We start from the raw sequence: 15,480 nt of genomic DNA on the forward strand, positions 1-15,480 counted from the left end.
GGAGGCAGCCAGCTGCCTCCCCGGGCTCGGGATCGATGTCCCGGAGGCAGCCAGCTGCCTCCCCGGGGCCGGGATCGATGCGCCGGAGGCACCCAGCTGCCTCCCCGGGTTCGGGATCGGTGCGCCGGAGGCACCCCGAGGCCCATGGCCGCCCACGCCACGCCTGTGCCCGATGCCCGAACGCCCTGGAGCGCTGCCTCGGAGCCTCGCGCGGGCTCTCCGCGGCGTGAGCACCTCGCGAACCGTTTCCGGATAACCAGGCATGAAAGCGACGCGGGACCGTGGGAGGGCACGGCTCGCGGCGCCGGGCGGTCCTGGCGGCGTCCGGCGCGGGGCGCGGAGGGAGACGGTGAAGCGGAGGTCACGGGACAAGGACGACGAGGCGCGCGGGGGTGAGGCGCCCCCGGGCGTGGCCGGCCGGAGCCGTCCCCCGCTCCTCGCGCCGGGCACCTGGTTCCAGCGGCGCTTCCGCGTCGACCGGCTCCTCGGCCAGGGCGGCATGGGGGCGGTGTATGCCGTCAAGGACAAGGGGCAGACGTGGGCGCTCAAGATCGTGCGATCCGAGTTCCTCGACGACCCGGGCCAGCGCCGCAGGCTGCTACGGGAAGGAGAGGTGCTCGCGCGGATGCGGCACCCGAACGTGGTCCAGGTCCACGAGGTCGGCCTCGCCGACGATCTCACCGCCTGGTACCGGATGGAGCTGCTCGACGGCGTGACGCTCCGCGAGGAGCTCCGCCGGCGAGGGGCGCTCTCTCTTCCGCTCGCGTGCGCCACCGTGCGCGCCGCGGCGCTCGGCGCCGGCCACCTGCACGCGTTCGGCGGCGTCCACCGCGACATCAAGCCGGAGAACCTCTTCATCCTGCGCGAGCCGCGCGACGTGAAGCTCCTCGACTTCGGGCTCGCGCGGCTCAGCGGCACCCCGGACACGCTCGACGCGCAGACCCACGGCTCGCCGCTCTTCATGGCGCCCGAGCAGATCCGGGACGAGGTGCCGACGCCGGCGACCGACGTGTACGCGCTCGGCCTCATCGCCTACGAGGCCATCGCCGGGTTCCACCCGTTCGGCGATGCCCGCGCCGCCGGCCGGATCGACGCCCTGTTCGCCAGGCATCTCAACGACGTCCCGCCGCCGCTGTCGCGGATAGGCGTGCCGGAGCCGATCTCGGAGGTGATCGCGCGGGCGATCGCCAAGGTCCCGCGCGAGCGGCACCGGGACGGGGTGGCGTTCGCCGAGACGCTGTGGGGCGCGTTCCTCGCCACCCGCGGCGCGCCGAGCGCGCGCGACACCCACCCGGGCGAGCCCGAGATGTCCGAGGTCCTGCGGTGGGGCAACGAGAAGGTCGCCGCGACCACGGGGCCCTCGGCGGCGGAGCGACCTCGGGGGCGCGTCGAGGGGGCCGCCGTGGCGGCGGCCGCTCCGTCGGGACCGCCGGGCGGAGCGGGGCCGCGCGACCCGCTGGACGGAGGCCATCCAGCGGGCGGCGATGCCGACCCGGGCCAGGCGGGCGTCGGGTGGGCCATGACCGAGCGCCTGCCGGAGCGCTTGCGCGACCCCAGCTGCGTGGCCGCGCTCGCGCAGCGAGCGCCGGACCCGCCGCCGGAGCAGGCCGCGGCGGCGTGGGTCCCGGTGGAGAACACCGTGCCGCTCGCGCGCGCGGCGACGGGCGCCGGGACGCTTCGCGCCGGCGCGGGGCCGGCGGCCGAGGGCTCCCGCGCGGGCGCGGCGCTGCCTGCCGGGAGCTCTCGCGCCGGAGCGGGGCGGGCCGCCGCCGCGGCGGGGCCGGTGGTAGCGCGCCCGGAGGCGCCGAGCGCGCGCGGCGCGGCCGGAGCGCGGCCGCGGGCGTGGGTCACCCTGCGCACGGCGGCGATCGGGCTCTCTCTGGGGGCGCTGGTGAGCCTGCTCCTCCTCGACGTCATCCTCCGGCTCCAGGGCGCCCCGCCGGCGGTGCCGGCGCAGGTGGCCTCGGCGCCGGCGCCGGCGCCGCCGCCCGCGAGCGCCGCGGTGGCCGCGGGATCCGAGCCGCCCGCGGCCACGAGCGCCGCGGAGGCAGCGAGCGCCGGCCGTCCCCGCCGGGGCCTCCTCCGCGAGCGCGAGCGCGAGCGCCGAGGAGCCCCCGGTGGCAGGCGCCGCCGGAGCTCAGGGGAGCGAACGAGGGATGGCCACGGCGCCGGCGCCCGTCGCCGCGATGCCGGGTTCCGCCGCCGCAATGCCAGCGCCAGCCACCTCGACGATCGGTCCGGCCGTCGCGCCGGCCGCGGCGCCGCCTGCCGCCAAGCCGAGGCGGCGGCGCGTCGTTCGAGACCCCCATTTCTATGACGAGTTCCTGGAGTAGCGGCCTGGCCGAGCGCCGACGCCGGCCGGGGAACGCCGCGAGCGAGGCCCCCCGGCCGGGCGTTCATGAGCGATCCCGAGAGGCTCGGCGGATAACTGGAAGAGAGGCCGGGACGGCGCGTCCCGGCGGGGAGGCGGCCCGCGGGGCGGTCTCGAGAGAGGCTCACGATGAAGACGACGTCGCGCGAATTCGATCCCGTGCTGGTGGAGGCGGTGGAGCGCGCGCTCGCGCCGTACCGGGGCAAGCTGTCCCCGGAGCTGATCGAGCACATGCGCGAGGAGGCGCTGGCGCTCATGTCGGCGCACCCCTATCCGGTCGCGCTGCTCCGGGCCCTGCAGCAGCGGCCCCCGCCCGACGAGAGCCACGAGCTCGCGCGGGACGGCGCGCCTGCCGCGGCGGATGGCGCGGAGCGCGGCGATCCTCGGGGCAAGGGGCGGCGCCGCGCCGCGAGCAAGCGATGAGCCGGAGCGGCACGGCGCCTCCTGGGGGACCGCTGACCCCGGAGCAGCAGGCGCTGGTGGCGGAGGCGATCGGCCTGGTCCGAGCCAGGGTGGCGGTGTATGCGCCGCACGTGCGGCCCGAGCAGCAGGAGGAGCTCCTCGCGTACGCGTACACCGGGGCGGTGATGGCGGCGTCTCGATTCGACCCGGCGCACGGGGTCCGCTTCACCACCTATGCGTATGCATTCATCGACGGCGAGATCCGCGACGGTCTCCACCGGGAGCGGCAGCACCGCCGGCTGCACCGCGCGGCGAGCTGGGCGGCGCGCTCGTTCGTCGCGGAGACCTCCGATCGGTTCGACGTGGCCTGGGACGACGAGGCGACGAACGGCGGCCGGCTCGCGAGGTACGCGAGGCACCTCGTCAAGGCGATGGTCCTCGGCGTGGTCGAGGCGGGGGACACCCTCGACGACACGGCGGTGGACACCGAGGATCGGCGCCGGGCGATCGAGATCGTCCGCGGCGCTTACGACACCCTGGGCGAGGAGGATCGCCGGCTGTACGCGCTGCGCTACGTGGAGGGGCTGCCGATGCACGCCGTGGCGTCGGGGCTCGGCGTGTCGCTGTCCACGGCGAGGCGCCGCCACGACGCGCTGCTCGACCGCATGGCGGCGGCGCTCCTCGAGGGCGGCGTGACGGAGATGCCGCCGCGCGAATGAGCGCAGGGCGAGGGAAGCGATGCGTATGGACGACCCGAAGCGGCCGGTGGTGAAGCCCGGCGACGACCCCAGGCTCGACAGGATGATCGAGGACCTCCGGCACGACGGGCAGGGCGGCGATCCGTTCTATCCGGTCGCGCGGCGGTGGTTCGGCAGGGCGCCGCGCAAGGCGGCCCGGCCCGCGGCGGCCGCGGCGATCGCGGCGAGCGGGGAGGGGAGCGGCGGTGGCGCGGCGGCGCTGGCGCCATCGCGCGCGGCCGCGGGCCCGCCGCGCGGGCGGCTGCGGGGCGCGGCGCTTCTGCTCGCGGCCATCGTGGCCGTCGGCGGCGCGATCGCGCTGTGGTCGGCGGCGCGCGGGCCGCGCGGCGGTGCGCCTGCGTCGGGGCCGGCGCCGGACCGAGAGCCGTCCGCGGGCGCGGCGGCCGGCGCGCAGCCGGCGCCGCGGCAGACTGCGGCGAGCAGCGCGCCGAGCGCCGCCGCCGCTGCGATCGAGCCGATGGCCGCGGGGTCGGGGTCCGCGCCGAGGGCGGCGGGGAGCGAGGGGACCGAGCGGCGCGCGAGCGGCGAGGCGCCTGGCCCGTCGAGCGCGCCCGCGGTTGGCAGCGAGGGCAGAGGGCGCGGCGCGAGCGGCAGCGCGCCTGCGCCGTCGAGCGCGCCTGCGCCCGCGGCTCCGGCGCCCCCGAAGCGAACGGCGGACGCCGCCGCGCCTCGGCCGCCGGGCCATGTCGCCGTGCCCCAGGCCGCGCCCGCCGGAGTAAGCTCCGCGCCCGCAGGGGCGCCGCAGGACAGCAGCGCGGGCGCGGGTTCCTTGCCACCGGAGGTGTTCTGAGATGAAGGCGAGAGCGAGGAGAGCCCGCGCGGCGGGCTGGCTGGTGCTGGTCGCGGGCGCTGTGGTCGCGGCACCGCCGGCAGCGCGCGCGCAGGGAGCGCCGGCGGGGGCGCAGCCGGCGACGGCGAGCGCGCAGGGAGCGCCGGCGGGGGCGCAGCCAGCGATGGCGAGCGCGGACGCGGCGCAGGCCTCCCGCGACGCGGACGCGGCGTTCGCGCGGGGCAAGGAGCTGTACCGGCACGGGAAGCTCGACGCCGCGTACGAGGCGTACCGGACGGCGTGGTCGCTGAAGCAGAGCTACGACATCGCGGCGAACCTCGCGAACACGGAGCTCCAGCGCGGGATGAAGGTGGAGGCGGCGGAGCACCTCGCGTTCTGTCTGCGGAGCTTCCCGGCCACCGGCAACTCGGCGCAGCACGAGCAGATCCGGGCGCAATTCCGTGCCGTGCGCAAGGAGGTGGGGTCGATCGTCGTCCAGGCGAACGTGGAAGGGGCAGCGGTCTCCTTCGACGGGGCCGCGGTGGGGCGTACGCCGTTCCGGCACGAGGTGTTCGTGAAGCCGGGGTCGATCGTCGTGGAGGCGCGGCTTGCTGGGCACGAGCCGTCGCGGGTGACGCTGGACGTCCCCGCGGGGGAGACGAACACCGCGAACCTCGTCTTGCTGCCGCCGCGGGAGCCGCCCGCGCCGCCGGCGCCGCTGGTGCCGCGCGCCGAGGCCCCGGCACCGATCCCAGCGCCGGCCGGGGGCGACACGGGCGCGCCGCGCCCGGAGGTGCTGATCGCGGGCGGGGCGGTCGCGGGCGCGGGCGTGATCGCGGGGGTGGTGTTCACCGTGCTGGCGAACGCGAACGCCAGCGACGCGGAAGAGCAGCGAAGCCTGCTGCGCCAAGAGGGCGGCTTGGATGCGTGTAAGGCTCGCGGGGCACCTGCGCGATGCACGGAGCTGAAGGACGCCGTTGGGGCTCGCTACGACTTCAGCAATGCGGCGTTCTGGAGCTTCGTCGGTGCGGGGACGGTCGGGATCGGAACACTCGTCTATGGCCTCATCTCGCGCTCCCCGGTGAACGAGCGGCGCGTTCATGTAACGCCTCTCGTCGGGTCGAACGGCCTCGGGATTGGAGTACGCGGTGGCTTCTGAGCAGGGCGTAGGGGATCGGGGAGAGAGAAGCATGCGTCGGACTGCTCGCTATGTCTTGGCGCTCATTCTCGGGGTGATGATCGTGGGTAGCCAGCCGCTGGGATGCTTCCCGTATGCGATGCCGGACGACTGCACGCTCACGCTCGTGTGCGACGTAAGCAGCGGTGAGGGCGGCGGCGATGGCAGCGACGCCGCGTGCGAGGCGGATCCGACCGAGCACGCGAGCACCGTGACAGAGGAGTGTGCGGTGTTCGCGAGCGCAGGCGCTGAGCCTGGTGGGGATGGAACGAAGGCGAGGCCGTACGCGTCGCTGACGGAAGCGGTCGCTAACGCGAACGGCAAGCGGGTGCTTGCGTGCGCGAGCGGAGCGTTCGCGGAGAGCGTGACCATCGGCGCCGAGGTCGACGTGATCGGCGGCTTCGACTGTGCGGCGGATTGGACGTGGAGTGCCGAGGCACGCAGCGCGATCGAGGCGCCCGCGGACGAGATCGCGCTGGTGCTGTCGGAGGGTGCGAGCGGGGCGAAGGTGCGGAGCTTCGCGATCCGTGCGGCGAACGCGACGCAGGTGGGCGGGTCGTCGATCGGCGTCGTGGTGGCGGACGTGGAAGCGGAGCTCGCGGAGGTGGAGGTGACCGCCGGCGATGGGATGGACGGGGCCAAGGGGGCGACGCCGAGCGAGGCGCCGGTGGCGGGGGCGAGCGCGGAGGCCGGGAGCGCGTCGAACGCGTGCGTTGCGGACAACGCGGTGCTGGGCGGGGCCGGAGCGGTGACGAGCTGCGAGGACGGCGAGACGGTCGGCGGGAGCGGCGGGCCGGGCGGGATCATCGGAGCGAACGAGGGCAACGGGCAGGCGGGCGGGGATGGCGGGCCGGTGCCGGAGGAGAATCCGACAGGCAAAGGCCTCGGCGGCGTGGGGGAAACGGCGAGCCAGGATTGCGAGCGAGGGAACGATGGCAAGAGCGGCACCGCCGGTCCTGCCGGCGTCGGAGGGACGGGAGCGACGCTTGCGCTGAAGGGCCTGAGCGGCGGCGACGGCGCTCCCGGTTCAACGGGCGGCCGTGGTCAAGGCGGCGGTGGAGGCGGGGGAGCAAAGGCGGGGCTGTTCTGCCAGGTCGGACCGGACACCGTTGACGGCGTCGGGGCCAGCGGCGGAGGCGGCGGAGCCGGGGGCTGCGGAGGCAAGGGAGGCGGGGGCGGGCAGGCGGGCGGATCGAGCATCGGGATCGTGAGCCTGGGCAACCGCCTGAAGCTGACCGGGGTGACGGTCGCGGTGGGTAAGGCCGGTAACGGCGGCGCCGGAGTAGCGGGGCAAAGTGGAGCGGCTGGAGGCAATGGTGCCGTCGGCGGGACGGCTTCGGGGACGGCGCCCAGCAAAGCCGGCTGCGACGGCGGAAAGGGTGGTGCAGGCGGTCCAGGTGGCGCCGGAGGTGGCGGCCGGGGCGGCTATGCCGTAGGCGTTGCGTATGCGGTGACGCCAAGCGAAGCGCCGGCGGTGGACTTCACCGCCGGCACATCTGGCGCCGGCGGCAACGCCGGTCCTGGCGGAGCCCCGGAAAACGCCGGCGTGCCAGGGAGCGAAGGGAGCTGCTGGGACTTCGCAGGTCAGGCGTCGTGCGGAGGATGACGCGATGGCATCGCCGAAGGAGCTGTCCCCGGGGCTCGATCCGGTCTGGTGCTCGGACACGCCGGAGGCGAGAGAGGAGCAGATGCGGATGCTGGCAGGCGCGCGGCTCGCTGCTGTTTCGGATAGTGCGAGGCGAGGACGTGCGGAAGGAGCTCGCGCAGATCGAGGCGGAAGCGGAAGCGATGGAGGCCATGGAGCAAGAGGTCGCCGGGGTATGGATGAGCGCGGCGATGGTGGAGCGCGGAGCCGAGAAGCGCTGGTCGCGGATCGGCGCGGCGGTCTTGGCGCTGGCGGTCCTGTGCGGCGCGGTGATCGCGCTCGTGTGGCTGCGCTGACGCAGCGAAGCAGCGGCGCCGTGACGCAGCGGTGCCGCTGCAGCGAAGCAGCGGCGCCACAACGCGGCGGAGCCGCTGCTTCGCGGCGCCGCGCGGTTGACGAAGTAGCAACGTAGCGAGCAGGCCGCGCGCGGCGCGGCCTCACCAACCAGGGAAACGCGCGCCGTGGAGCGCGGCGCGCCTTTGGCTCGGCTCGTCTTGTCGACGAGCGTGCGAGGAGGACGATCGTGTATCCACAGCTCGCCATCGAGGCGGCGGCGCATTCGGACGTGGGCCGGCGGCGTAGTCACAACGAGGACAGCTTCGCGGCGCTGCCATGCCTGGGGCTTTTCATGGTGGCCGACGGCCTGGGGGGCAACGCGGGCGGCGAGGTGGCGTCGCGGATGGCCATCGAGGTGGTCAAGAGCTGCTTCGACGTGGCCGAGGATCTGGAGGAGACGTGGCCGTACGGCACGGGGAGCGCGCACGACCGGGACGAGGTGCGGCTGATCCTCAGCGTCCGGCGCGCGAACCGGGCGATCTACGAGGCGAGCCGGCGGAAGGAGGAGACGCGCGGGATGGCGACGACCTTCGCGGGGGTGCTGCTCGGGGCGGGGATGGCATACATCGCGCACGTGGGCGACTCGCGGGTCTACCGGATGCGCGAGGGGAAGCTGGAGCGGCTGACTCGGGATCACACGCTGCTGGAGGAGCTGCTGAGCGAGGGCGAAGGCGCGCTCGCGGCGCTGGAGGCGCTGAGCGGCCGAGCGGACGCGGTGACGCGGGCGCTGGGGTGCGACAAGAGCGTGGAGATCGAGTCGCGGGTGGAGGCGACGAAGCCGGGCGACGTGTTCCTCGTGTGCTCGGACGGGCTGTGGGGTCCTGTGCCGGAGGCGCGGATCGAGGGGGTGCTGGGGAGGCACAGGGACCTGAGCCTTGCGGCGAGCCTGCTTGTCGACATCGCGAACGAGCACGGGGGGCCGGACAACGTGACGTGTGTGCTGGCGCGGCTCGGAGGCGGGTGACGTGCGCGGCGACGAGGCGTTTCGGCTGGAGCTGTCGCTCGCGTGCGGTGAGGTGTTGCGCGTCGAGCGGGTGGCGATCCGCGAGGGCGTGTCGTCGCTCTTCGCGGTGGAGGTGGAGGCGGTATCGCCGGAGCCGTGCGTCGATCTCGAGGGGATCGTCGGCCAGCCGGCGGCACTGCGGATCGAGGCCGGCGAGGGGAGCGGGCTCTTCGGCGAGCGGGTGTGGTCCGGGGTGTGCAGCCAGATCCGCCAGGTACACGCGCTCGACCTGCGCGGGGGCGAACTCGGCGTTTCGACGTATGCGCTGACGATGGTGCCGGCGCTGTGGCGGATGGGCCTGCGCACCGACCACCGGATCTACCAGCACCTGTCGGTGCCCGAGATCGGGAGCGCGATGCTCGAAATGTGGGGGCTGGAGGCGGCGTGGCGGATCGACGCGGCCGAGCACCCGCGGCTTCCGTACAAGGTGCAGTACGGGGAGACCGATCTCGATTTCTTCCAGCGCCTGCTGGAGGAGGCGGGGATCGCGTACGCGCTGCTCGACGATGGGGAGCGCTCGCGGCTTGTGCTGTCCGACGCGCCGCGCCAGAGCGCGCCGCGGCGGGAAGCGTCGCTCCCATACGTCGACCAGCCGCTCGACGTGCGCGCGCACGCCTGGGTGACGCAGGTCGCGATGGAGCGGCACGCGCGCACGGGCGCGATCGTGATGCGCGATCACGATTTCGTACGCCCGACCTGGGCGCTGATCGGGCAGGCGCGGAGCGCCGCCTGCGGCGACGCGCGGACCGAGCGGTATCGGTACCAGCCGGGCGCCTGCGTCATCGAGCGCGACGGCGCGGCGTCGCACGACGACCGGCACGCGGCGAGGCTCGCGGCGCATGCCTTGGAAGCCGAGCATACAGGGGCGTGCTCGATTTCGTTTCGTACCAACGCGCTCGACGTGCGACCCGGCACGATTTTTTTCGTGGAGGGGCACCCGCGGGCGGAGCTCGACCCGCGGGTGGGGCTGCTGGCGACGTCGCTGTGGATCGAGGGCCGTGTGCGCGGCGGCTGGTCGGTGAGCGGGACGGCGGTGCCGGCGTCGGCGCCGTACCGGCCGGCGCGGCGCACGCCGAAGCCGGTCGTGCACGGGATGCAGAGCGGGGTAGTGGTCGGTCCTCCCGGCGAGGAGATCCACACCGACGCCCACGGCCGGGTGCGGGTGCAATTTCCGTGGGACCGGCTCGGCGGGCACGACGAGCACAGCTCGTGCTGGCTGCGCGTGGGCCAGGGCTGGGCGGGCGCGGGCTACGGGCTCTTCGCGCTGCCGCGCGTGGGGCAGGAGGTGCTGGTCGCCTTCTTGGCGGGCGACCCCGACCAGCCGGTGGTCGTGGGGCGACTCTCCAACGCCCTCAACCCGGTGCCGCTGAAGCTCCCAGAGGAGCGGACGCAAAGCCTGTGGCGCAGTGCGTCGTCGCCCGGCGGCGGAGGCTTCAATGAGCTGCGCTTCGAGGACCGCAAAGGAGCAGAGCTGGTGTTGCTGCGGGCCGAGCGGCAGTTGCGCACGGAGGTGGGGCGCGATGAGGCGCTGGTGGTCGGGGGGAGCCGCGCGAAGAACGTCGGCGGGAACGAGAGCGCGCGGACCGAGGGGCGCGCGGTGGCGTATGTGGGCAAAGACGCACACGTTACGGTCGAGGGGGAGCTGCGGGAGCGGGTAGGTGGCGCAAAGTCGCTGACGGTGGGAGGCGATCGGCACGAGCGGGTCGGCGGGATGGCGGTGCTGGAGGCGGGCGGCGCGATCCACCTGAAGGCCGGCGGGGCGATCGTGATCGAGGCGAGCGACGTGACGTTACGCGGCCCCGGGGGATTCGTCCGGATCGACGCGAGCGGGGTGTCGATCGACGGCGGCGCTGTGAAGATCCAGCAGGGCGGCGCGCCCGGCGGGGCGCCGGCGGCGCGGCCGGCGCTGCCGCTCTTGCCTGCGGGTGATCCAGTGAGGGCGGATCCTGTGAGGCTGCCGCTGCTGGGCTTTGCGGGCGGGTTGCCGCCGATGCAAGCCGGGGGTCTCGGCGGTGGGGGCGGGCCGCTCACGCCGGAGGAGGGGGCGGTGTGCGGCTTCATCTGCCGGTGCAAGGAGGAGAAGCTGCGGCAGCGGTGCGTGACCCAGCACATCCGGGCGCTCGAGGACGCATCTGCGCACACGAGCCCGTTCAAGGCCGAGGTGCCTTACGACATGAGCAAGGATCCACCTGAACCCATCATGAGCAAGAACGACCCGCGGCGAGCGACGCGGAGCAGCCCGGCGGGGAGCAGGATACCGGACGTGGTGGTGGTCAAGGACGGCACGAAGCCGCCGACTCAGGACAACATCAAGGAGGTGATCGAGATCAAGTTTCCTCCAGACGAGCTCGACGACGATCACCGAAGGGAATATTCCGAAATCGCCGGCAAGGCGACGTTCAAAGAGCTTGGACCCGATCGGTGTGGCTGTCCGCGCCAGAAGCCGCAGCCGCAACCGCAGCCGCAGGAGATGACGGCCGGTGACGTGGCGGAAGTGGCAGCGCTGACGTTGCTCGTGATCGCACTGGTGCTGGATGACGCCGTGCCAGGGGCGCAGGCCGATGATGTGGCGATTCCGCCCGCGGTTGCCCGGATCCTCAGCAAGCTCGCGCCGCTCCTCGGCGGCCCTGTGGTTGTTCCATGATGGAGGAGATGATGTCGGACGAAACGAACGAGATGATGGCGGTGCTCGATGAGCATCTAAGGGTCAAGGACGACGAGGGGCGCACAGTCCTCCAGGTCGCGCTCCTGGCGACCGTGTATTTCGAGGATGCGTACAAGACGGAGGTGCGCGAGGCGGTGGTCTCGTGCTGCGAGGACTACTTCCGGCGGTGCGGCCACCGGCTTCGCTGGGCGCGGCACCCAGAAAAGCGGCTGATGGAGCCGTACGGCAAGGGAAAGGCGTCGAACCCTCGCGCGTGGCTCTTGGGATTCGGGGAAGACGAGAGCTTTTCGCTCATCTATCACGGCGCGGAGTACGAGCGCGGCGCGAGCTCCTTCCTCGTGCACGCGCTGGGCGGCGAGAAGCGGCCCTTTGTCGATTTGGGATTCTTTCGGGCTGCATTCCCGCTGCTCTGGTTTGCGGATTCGGCGGAGTCGTTTCCGGAGGTGATGCTCGAGATGTGCCGGAAACTGAAGCCGTCGAGCGGTTATGGAGGCATCGGTGTGGTCGAGTCCCCTGATAGCTCGATTAGTAGCCTGTGTGAGCCCGTTGTTTACGATTGGGCCCAGAAGTTTCCCGGGCTGGAGGCGGATTATCCGATATCGCATTCCATCTGGCTGCGTAAAGGTAGAGGCGGTAATGGTGGCATCAAGGGGGTCAACTGGCTCACGGTGCTGGGGGAGCGGTGGGTCGAAGAGATGGGAGGGGCAGACAAGATCGAGGCTGACTTGCACGCGTTGGATGAGAGGTTTATTGCCCGCCGGTTCGACGGAGGGGTGATGATTCAAGCAGGAGCCCGCCCGCAGCTAGGTAACGCGGAGCGCAATGTCTGGCCGGAGCTGTACGTCAAGCTGTCGAAGTACCTGAAGCCGATCCGCATCACGGAGCACCGGCCCTTCCAGTATGGAGGTCCGGGCCTTCGCTTCGATCTGGAGCGGAGTGAAGCATGGCTCCGCCGATTCGACGACCGCTGAGCGCGAAGGAGAGAACGAGATGAGGAGCACGGGCAAGCAACGTTTGATTCTCTCGGGCACAACGCGAGGTGCCGGCGACGTGCGAACCCCTCCCGTCCGGCGCGGCGCGCCGGACTTGGGAGGGGCCGGCGGCGCGCAGGCGCGAAGCGCCGAGCACCGACGGGGGGTGGGCATCGGTCTTTTCTGCTGCATTCTCTCCGCGGGGCACGAGCCGTCGCGCGTCACGCTGGACGTCCCCGCGGGGGAGACGAACACCGCGAACCTCGTGTTGCTGCCGCCGCGGGAGCAGCCCGCGCCGCCGGCGCCGCTGACGCCGCGCGCCGAGGCCCCGGCGCCAGCGCTGCGCGGGGGGGGGGGCGGACGATGGCGGGCCGCGCCCGGAGGTGCTGATCGCGGGCGGGGCGGTCGCGGGCGCAGGCCTGGTCGCGGGGGTGGTCCTGACGGTGCTCGCGATCGGACGGGACGGCGACGCGGACACGCAGCGCGAGGCGCTCGTACGCGACGACGGACCGGCGGCGTGCGCGTCGGATTCGCCGAGGTGCGCGGCGCTGCGCGACGAGCTGGAGGGCGCGGCGGATCTGAAGAACGCCGCGCTGTGGACCTTCGTGGGCGCGGGGGCCGTGGGGCTCGCGACCGGGGCGTACGCGCTCTGGGCTCCCAGGGCGCCGCGCCCGGCGGTCATGGCGGCGCCCGTCGTGACGGCCGGCGGCGGCGCGCTCGTGATCCGGGGGGCGTGGTGAAGGACGGGGGAGGAAGAGCGGGATCGCGGGGCCGGCGGACGCGGTGGCGCTGACGATCGGCGAGGGCGCGGACGGGGCGCTGGTGGAAGGGTTCGCGATCCGTGCGGCGAACGCGACGCAGGCGGGCGGGTCGTCGATCGGGGTGGTGGTGGCGGACGTCGAGGCGGCGCTCGCGCAGGTGGAGGTGACCGCGGGCGACGGGAAGGACGGGGCCCGAGGGACGACGCCGAGCGAGGCGCCGGTGGCCGGGGCGAGCGCGGAGGCGGGGAGCGCGTCGGACGCGTGCGTTGCGGACAACGCGGTGCTGGGCGGTGCCGGAGCGGTGACGAGCTGCGAGGACGGCGAGACGGCCGGGGGGAGCGGCGGGCCGGGAGGCATCACGGCGACGGACGAGGGCAACGGGCAGGTTGGGACGGATGGCGGGCCGGTGCCGGAGGAGAATCCATTCGGCGATGGCCTGGGCGGCGTAGGACAGACCGACCTGTCGGATCCCAACGGGCGATGCAGACCAGGAAATGATGGACGGGACGGCACCGGCGGTCCTGCCGGCGCCGGAGGGACTGGCGCGACGCTTGCGCTGAAGGGCCTGAGCGGCGGCGACGGCGCTCCCGGTTCAACCGGCGGCCGTGGTCAAGGCGGAGGTGGAGGCGGCGGAGCGAAGGCGGGGCTGTTCTGCCAGGTCGGACCAGACACCGTCGACGGCGTCGGGGCCAGCGGCGGAGGCGGCGGGGCCGGGGGCTGTGGAGGCAAGGGAGGCGGAGGCGGGCAGGCGGGCGGATCGAGCGTGGGGATCGTGAGCCTGGGCAACCGCCTGAAGCTGACCGGGGTGACGATCGCGGTGGGAAGGCCGGCAACGGAGGCGCCGGGGTAGCGGGGCAAAATGGAGCCGCTGGAGGCAATGGCGCCGCTGGCGGGACGGCATCGACGACGCCGCCCAGCAAAGCCGGCTGCGACGGCGGAAAGGGTGGTGCAGGCGGTCCAGGTGGTGCTGGCGGTGGCGGCCGGGGCGGCTATGCCGTAGGCGTTGCGTATGCGGTGACGCCAAGCGAAGCGCCGGCGGTGGACTTCACGGCCGGCACACCCGGCGCCGGCGGCAAGGCCGGACCCGGAGGCGCCCCGGAAAACGCCGGCGCGCCAGGGAGCGAAGGGAGCTGCTGGGACTTCGCAGGTCAGTCGTCGTGCGGAGGATGACGCGATGGCATCGCCGAAGAAGCCGCCGGAGGGGCCGCCCCCGGGGCTCGATCCGGTTTGGTACTCGGACACGCCGGAGGCGAGAGAGGAGCAGCTCCGGATCCTGAAGAGCGCACGGGCGCGAGGCTCGCTGCTGTTTCGGATAGCGCGGGGCGAGGACGTGCGGAAGGAGCTCGCTCAGATCGAGGCCCAGGTGGGGGCGATGGAGGCCCTTGAGCAAGAGGTTGCCGGGGTATGGATGAGCGCGGCGATGGTGGAGGGCGGAGCCGAGAAGCGCTGGTCGGGCGCGCGGATCGGCGCGGTGGTCTTGGCGCTGGCGGTCCTGTGCGGCGCGGTGATCGCGCTCGCGTGGCTGTGCTGACGCAGCGAAGCAGCGGCGCCGCGACGCAGCGGTGCGCTGCTTCGTGGCGCCGCGCCGTGACGAAGTAGCAATGTAGCGAACAGGCCGCATAACGCGGCCTGATCACACCCAGGGAAATGCGCGCCGCCGTGTGCGGCGCGCCATGGCTCGGCTCGTCTTGTCGACGAGCGTGCGAGGAGGACGATCGTGTATCCACAGCTCGCCATCGAGGCGGCGGCGCAATCGGACGTGGGGCGGCGGCGGAGCCACAACGAGGACAGCTTCGCGGCGCTGCCGTGCGTGGGGCTGTTCATGGTGGCCGACGGCCTGGGCGGCAACGCGGGCGGCGAGGTGGCGTCGCGGATGGCCATCGAGGTGGTCAAGAGCTGCTTCGACGTGGCCGAGGATCTCGAGGAGACGTGGCCGTACGGCACGGGGAGCGCGCACGACCGGGACGAGGTGCGGCTGATCCTCAGCATCCGACGCGCGAACCGGGCGATCTACGAGGCGAGCCGGAGGAAGGAGGAGACGCGCGGGATGGCGACGACCTTCGCGGGGGTGCTGCTCGGGGCGGGGATGGCGTACATCGCGCACGTGGGCGACTCGCGCGTGTACCGGATGCGCGAGGGGAAGCTGGAGCGGCTGACGCGGGATCACACGCTGCTGGAGGAGCTGCTGAGCGAGGGCGAAGGCGCGCTCGCGGCGCTGGAGGCGCTGAGCGGTCGAGCGGACGCGGTGACGCGGGCGCTGGGGTGCGACAAGAGCGTGGAGATCGAGTCGCGGGTGGAGGCGACGAAGCCGGGCGACGTGTTCCTCGTGTGCTCGGACGGGCTGTGGGGCCCTGTGCCGGAGGCGCGGATCGAGGGGGTGCTGGGGAGGCACCGGGACCTGAGCCTTGCGGCGAGGCTGCTTGTCGACATCGCCAACGAGCATGGCGGACCGGACAACGTGACGTGTGTGCTGGCGCGGCTCGGAGGCGGGTGACGTGCGCGGCGATGGTGTGCATGGCGGTGATGCGCTGCAGATCGATCTGTCGCTCGCGTGCGGCGAGCGGCTGCGCGTCGAGCGGGTGGTGATCCGCGAGGCGGTCTCATCGCTCTTCACGGTGGAGG

The 15,480-nt window shown here is 73.4% G+C and carries 14 protein-coding genes; all 14 read left to right on the plus strand.

All coding sequences use genetic code 11. The features are described from left to right. Positions 1 to 349: 349 nt before the first annotated feature. On the plus strand, positions 350 to 2,317 hold the full coding sequence (locus WME82_RS12985; RefSeq protein ID WP_438043103.1) for a serine/threonine-protein kinase: 1,968 nt from the start codon (positions 350 to 352) through the stop codon (positions 2,315 to 2,317). Between the two features lie 183 nt (positions 2,318 to 2,500). Continuing rightward, positions 2,501 to 2,794, plus strand: a complete 294-nt coding sequence (locus tag WME82_RS12990; RefSeq protein WP_437329046.1) for a hypothetical protein — start codon at positions 2,501 to 2,503, stop codon at positions 2,792 to 2,794. Next, positions 2,791 to 3,492, plus strand: a complete 702-nt coding sequence (locus WME82_RS12995) for a sigma-70 family RNA polymerase sigma factor (protein ID WP_438043104.1) — start codon at positions 2,791 to 2,793, stop codon at positions 3,490 to 3,492. Before WME82_RS12990 ends, WME82_RS12995 begins: the two co-directional genes overlap by 4 nt. A gap of 25 nt (positions 3,493 to 3,517) precedes the next feature. Beyond that, the gene (locus tag WME82_RS13000; RefSeq protein ID WP_438043105.1) at positions 3,518 to 4,321 is read left to right on the plus strand and encodes a hypothetical protein; all 804 of its coding nucleotides are present in this window, start codon (positions 3,518 to 3,520) and stop codon (positions 4,319 to 4,321) included. Position 4,322: 1 nt separating this feature from the next. Continuing rightward, entirely contained in the window at positions 4,323 to 5,459 is a 1,137-nt protein-coding gene (locus WME82_RS13005) for a PEGA domain-containing protein (RefSeq protein ID WP_438043106.1), read from the plus strand. Between the two features lie 31 nt (positions 5,460 to 5,490). Then, on the plus strand, positions 5,491 to 7,083 hold the full coding sequence (locus WME82_RS13010) for a hypothetical protein (protein ID WP_438043107.1): 1,593 nt from the start codon (positions 5,491 to 5,493) through the stop codon (positions 7,081 to 7,083). Between the two features lie 140 nt (positions 7,084 to 7,223). After that, on the plus strand, positions 7,224 to 7,418 hold the full coding sequence (locus tag WME82_RS13015) for a hypothetical protein (protein WP_438043108.1): 195 nt from the start codon (positions 7,224 to 7,226) through the stop codon (positions 7,416 to 7,418). Between the two features lie 227 nt (positions 7,419 to 7,645). Beyond that, the gene (locus tag WME82_RS13020; protein WP_438043109.1) at positions 7,646 to 8,422 is read left to right on the plus strand and encodes a PP2C family protein-serine/threonine phosphatase; all 777 of its coding nucleotides are present in this window, start codon (positions 7,646 to 7,648) and stop codon (positions 8,420 to 8,422) included. A 1-nt stretch (position 8,423) separates the two neighbouring features. Continuing rightward, positions 8,424 to 11,105: a type VI secretion system tip protein TssI/VgrG gene (gene tssI, locus WME82_RS13025; protein ID WP_438043110.1), complete on the plus strand. Its 2,682-nt coding sequence runs from the start codon at positions 8,424 to 8,426 to the stop codon at positions 11,103 to 11,105. Next, positions 11,102 to 12,097: a type VI immunity family protein gene (locus WME82_RS13030; RefSeq protein ID WP_438043111.1), complete on the plus strand. Its 996-nt coding sequence runs from the start codon at positions 11,102 to 11,104 to the stop codon at positions 12,095 to 12,097. Before tssI ends, WME82_RS13030 begins: the two co-directional genes overlap by 4 nt. A gap of 383 nt (positions 12,098 to 12,480) precedes the next feature. Beyond that, entirely contained in the window at positions 12,481 to 12,837 is a 357-nt protein-coding gene (locus WME82_RS13035) for a hypothetical protein (protein WP_438043112.1), read from the plus strand. Positions 12,838 to 12,880: 43 nt separating this feature from the next. After that, positions 12,881 to 13,708, plus strand: coding sequence for a hypothetical protein (locus WME82_RS13040; RefSeq protein WP_438043113.1), 828 nt, complete (start codon positions 12,881 to 12,883; stop codon positions 13,706 to 13,708). A gap of 324 nt (positions 13,709 to 14,032) precedes the next feature. Beyond that, positions 14,033 to 14,389, plus strand: a complete 357-nt coding sequence (locus tag WME82_RS13045; protein WP_438043114.1) for a hypothetical protein — start codon at positions 14,033 to 14,035, stop codon at positions 14,387 to 14,389. Between the two features lie 186 nt (positions 14,390 to 14,575). Then, positions 14,576 to 15,352: a PP2C family protein-serine/threonine phosphatase gene (locus WME82_RS13050; protein ID WP_438043115.1), complete on the plus strand. Its 777-nt coding sequence runs from the start codon at positions 14,576 to 14,578 to the stop codon at positions 15,350 to 15,352. Positions 15,353 to 15,480: the final 128 nt, after the last annotated feature.

It is taken from the genome of Sorangium sp. So ce128 (assembly GCF_051525245.1).
GTDB lineage: Bacteria > Myxococcota_A > Polyangia > Polyangiales > Polyangiaceae > Sorangium > Sorangium cellulosum_B.

What these genes read in the sequence shown, in the direction of transcription:
- WME82_RS13030 (WP_438043111.1), top strand. Translation starts at nt 11,102, where the DNA reads ATGATGGAGGAGATGATGTCGGACGAAACGAACGAGATGATGGCGGTG.
- WME82_RS13005 (WP_438043106.1), top strand. Translation starts at nt 4,323, where the DNA reads ATGAAGGCGAGAGCGAGGAGAGCCCGCGCGGCGGGCTGGCTGGTGCTG.
- WME82_RS12990 (WP_437329046.1), top strand. Translation starts at nt 2,501, where the DNA reads ATGAAGACGACGTCGCGCGAATTCGATCCCGTGCTGGTGGAGGCGGTG.
- WME82_RS12995 (WP_438043104.1), top strand. Translation starts at nt 2,791, where the DNA reads ATGAGCCGGAGCGGCACGGCGCCTCCTGGGGGACCGCTGACCCCGGAG.
- WME82_RS13045 (WP_438043114.1), top strand. Translation starts at nt 14,033, where the DNA reads ATGGCATCGCCGAAGAAGCCGCCGGAGGGGCCGCCCCCGGGGCTCGAT.
- WME82_RS13010 (WP_438043107.1), top strand. Translation starts at nt 5,491, where the DNA reads ATGCGTCGGACTGCTCGCTATGTCTTGGCGCTCATTCTCGGGGTGATG.
- WME82_RS13000 (WP_438043105.1), top strand. Translation starts at nt 3,518, where the DNA reads ATGGACGACCCGAAGCGGCCGGTGGTGAAGCCCGGCGACGACCCCAGG.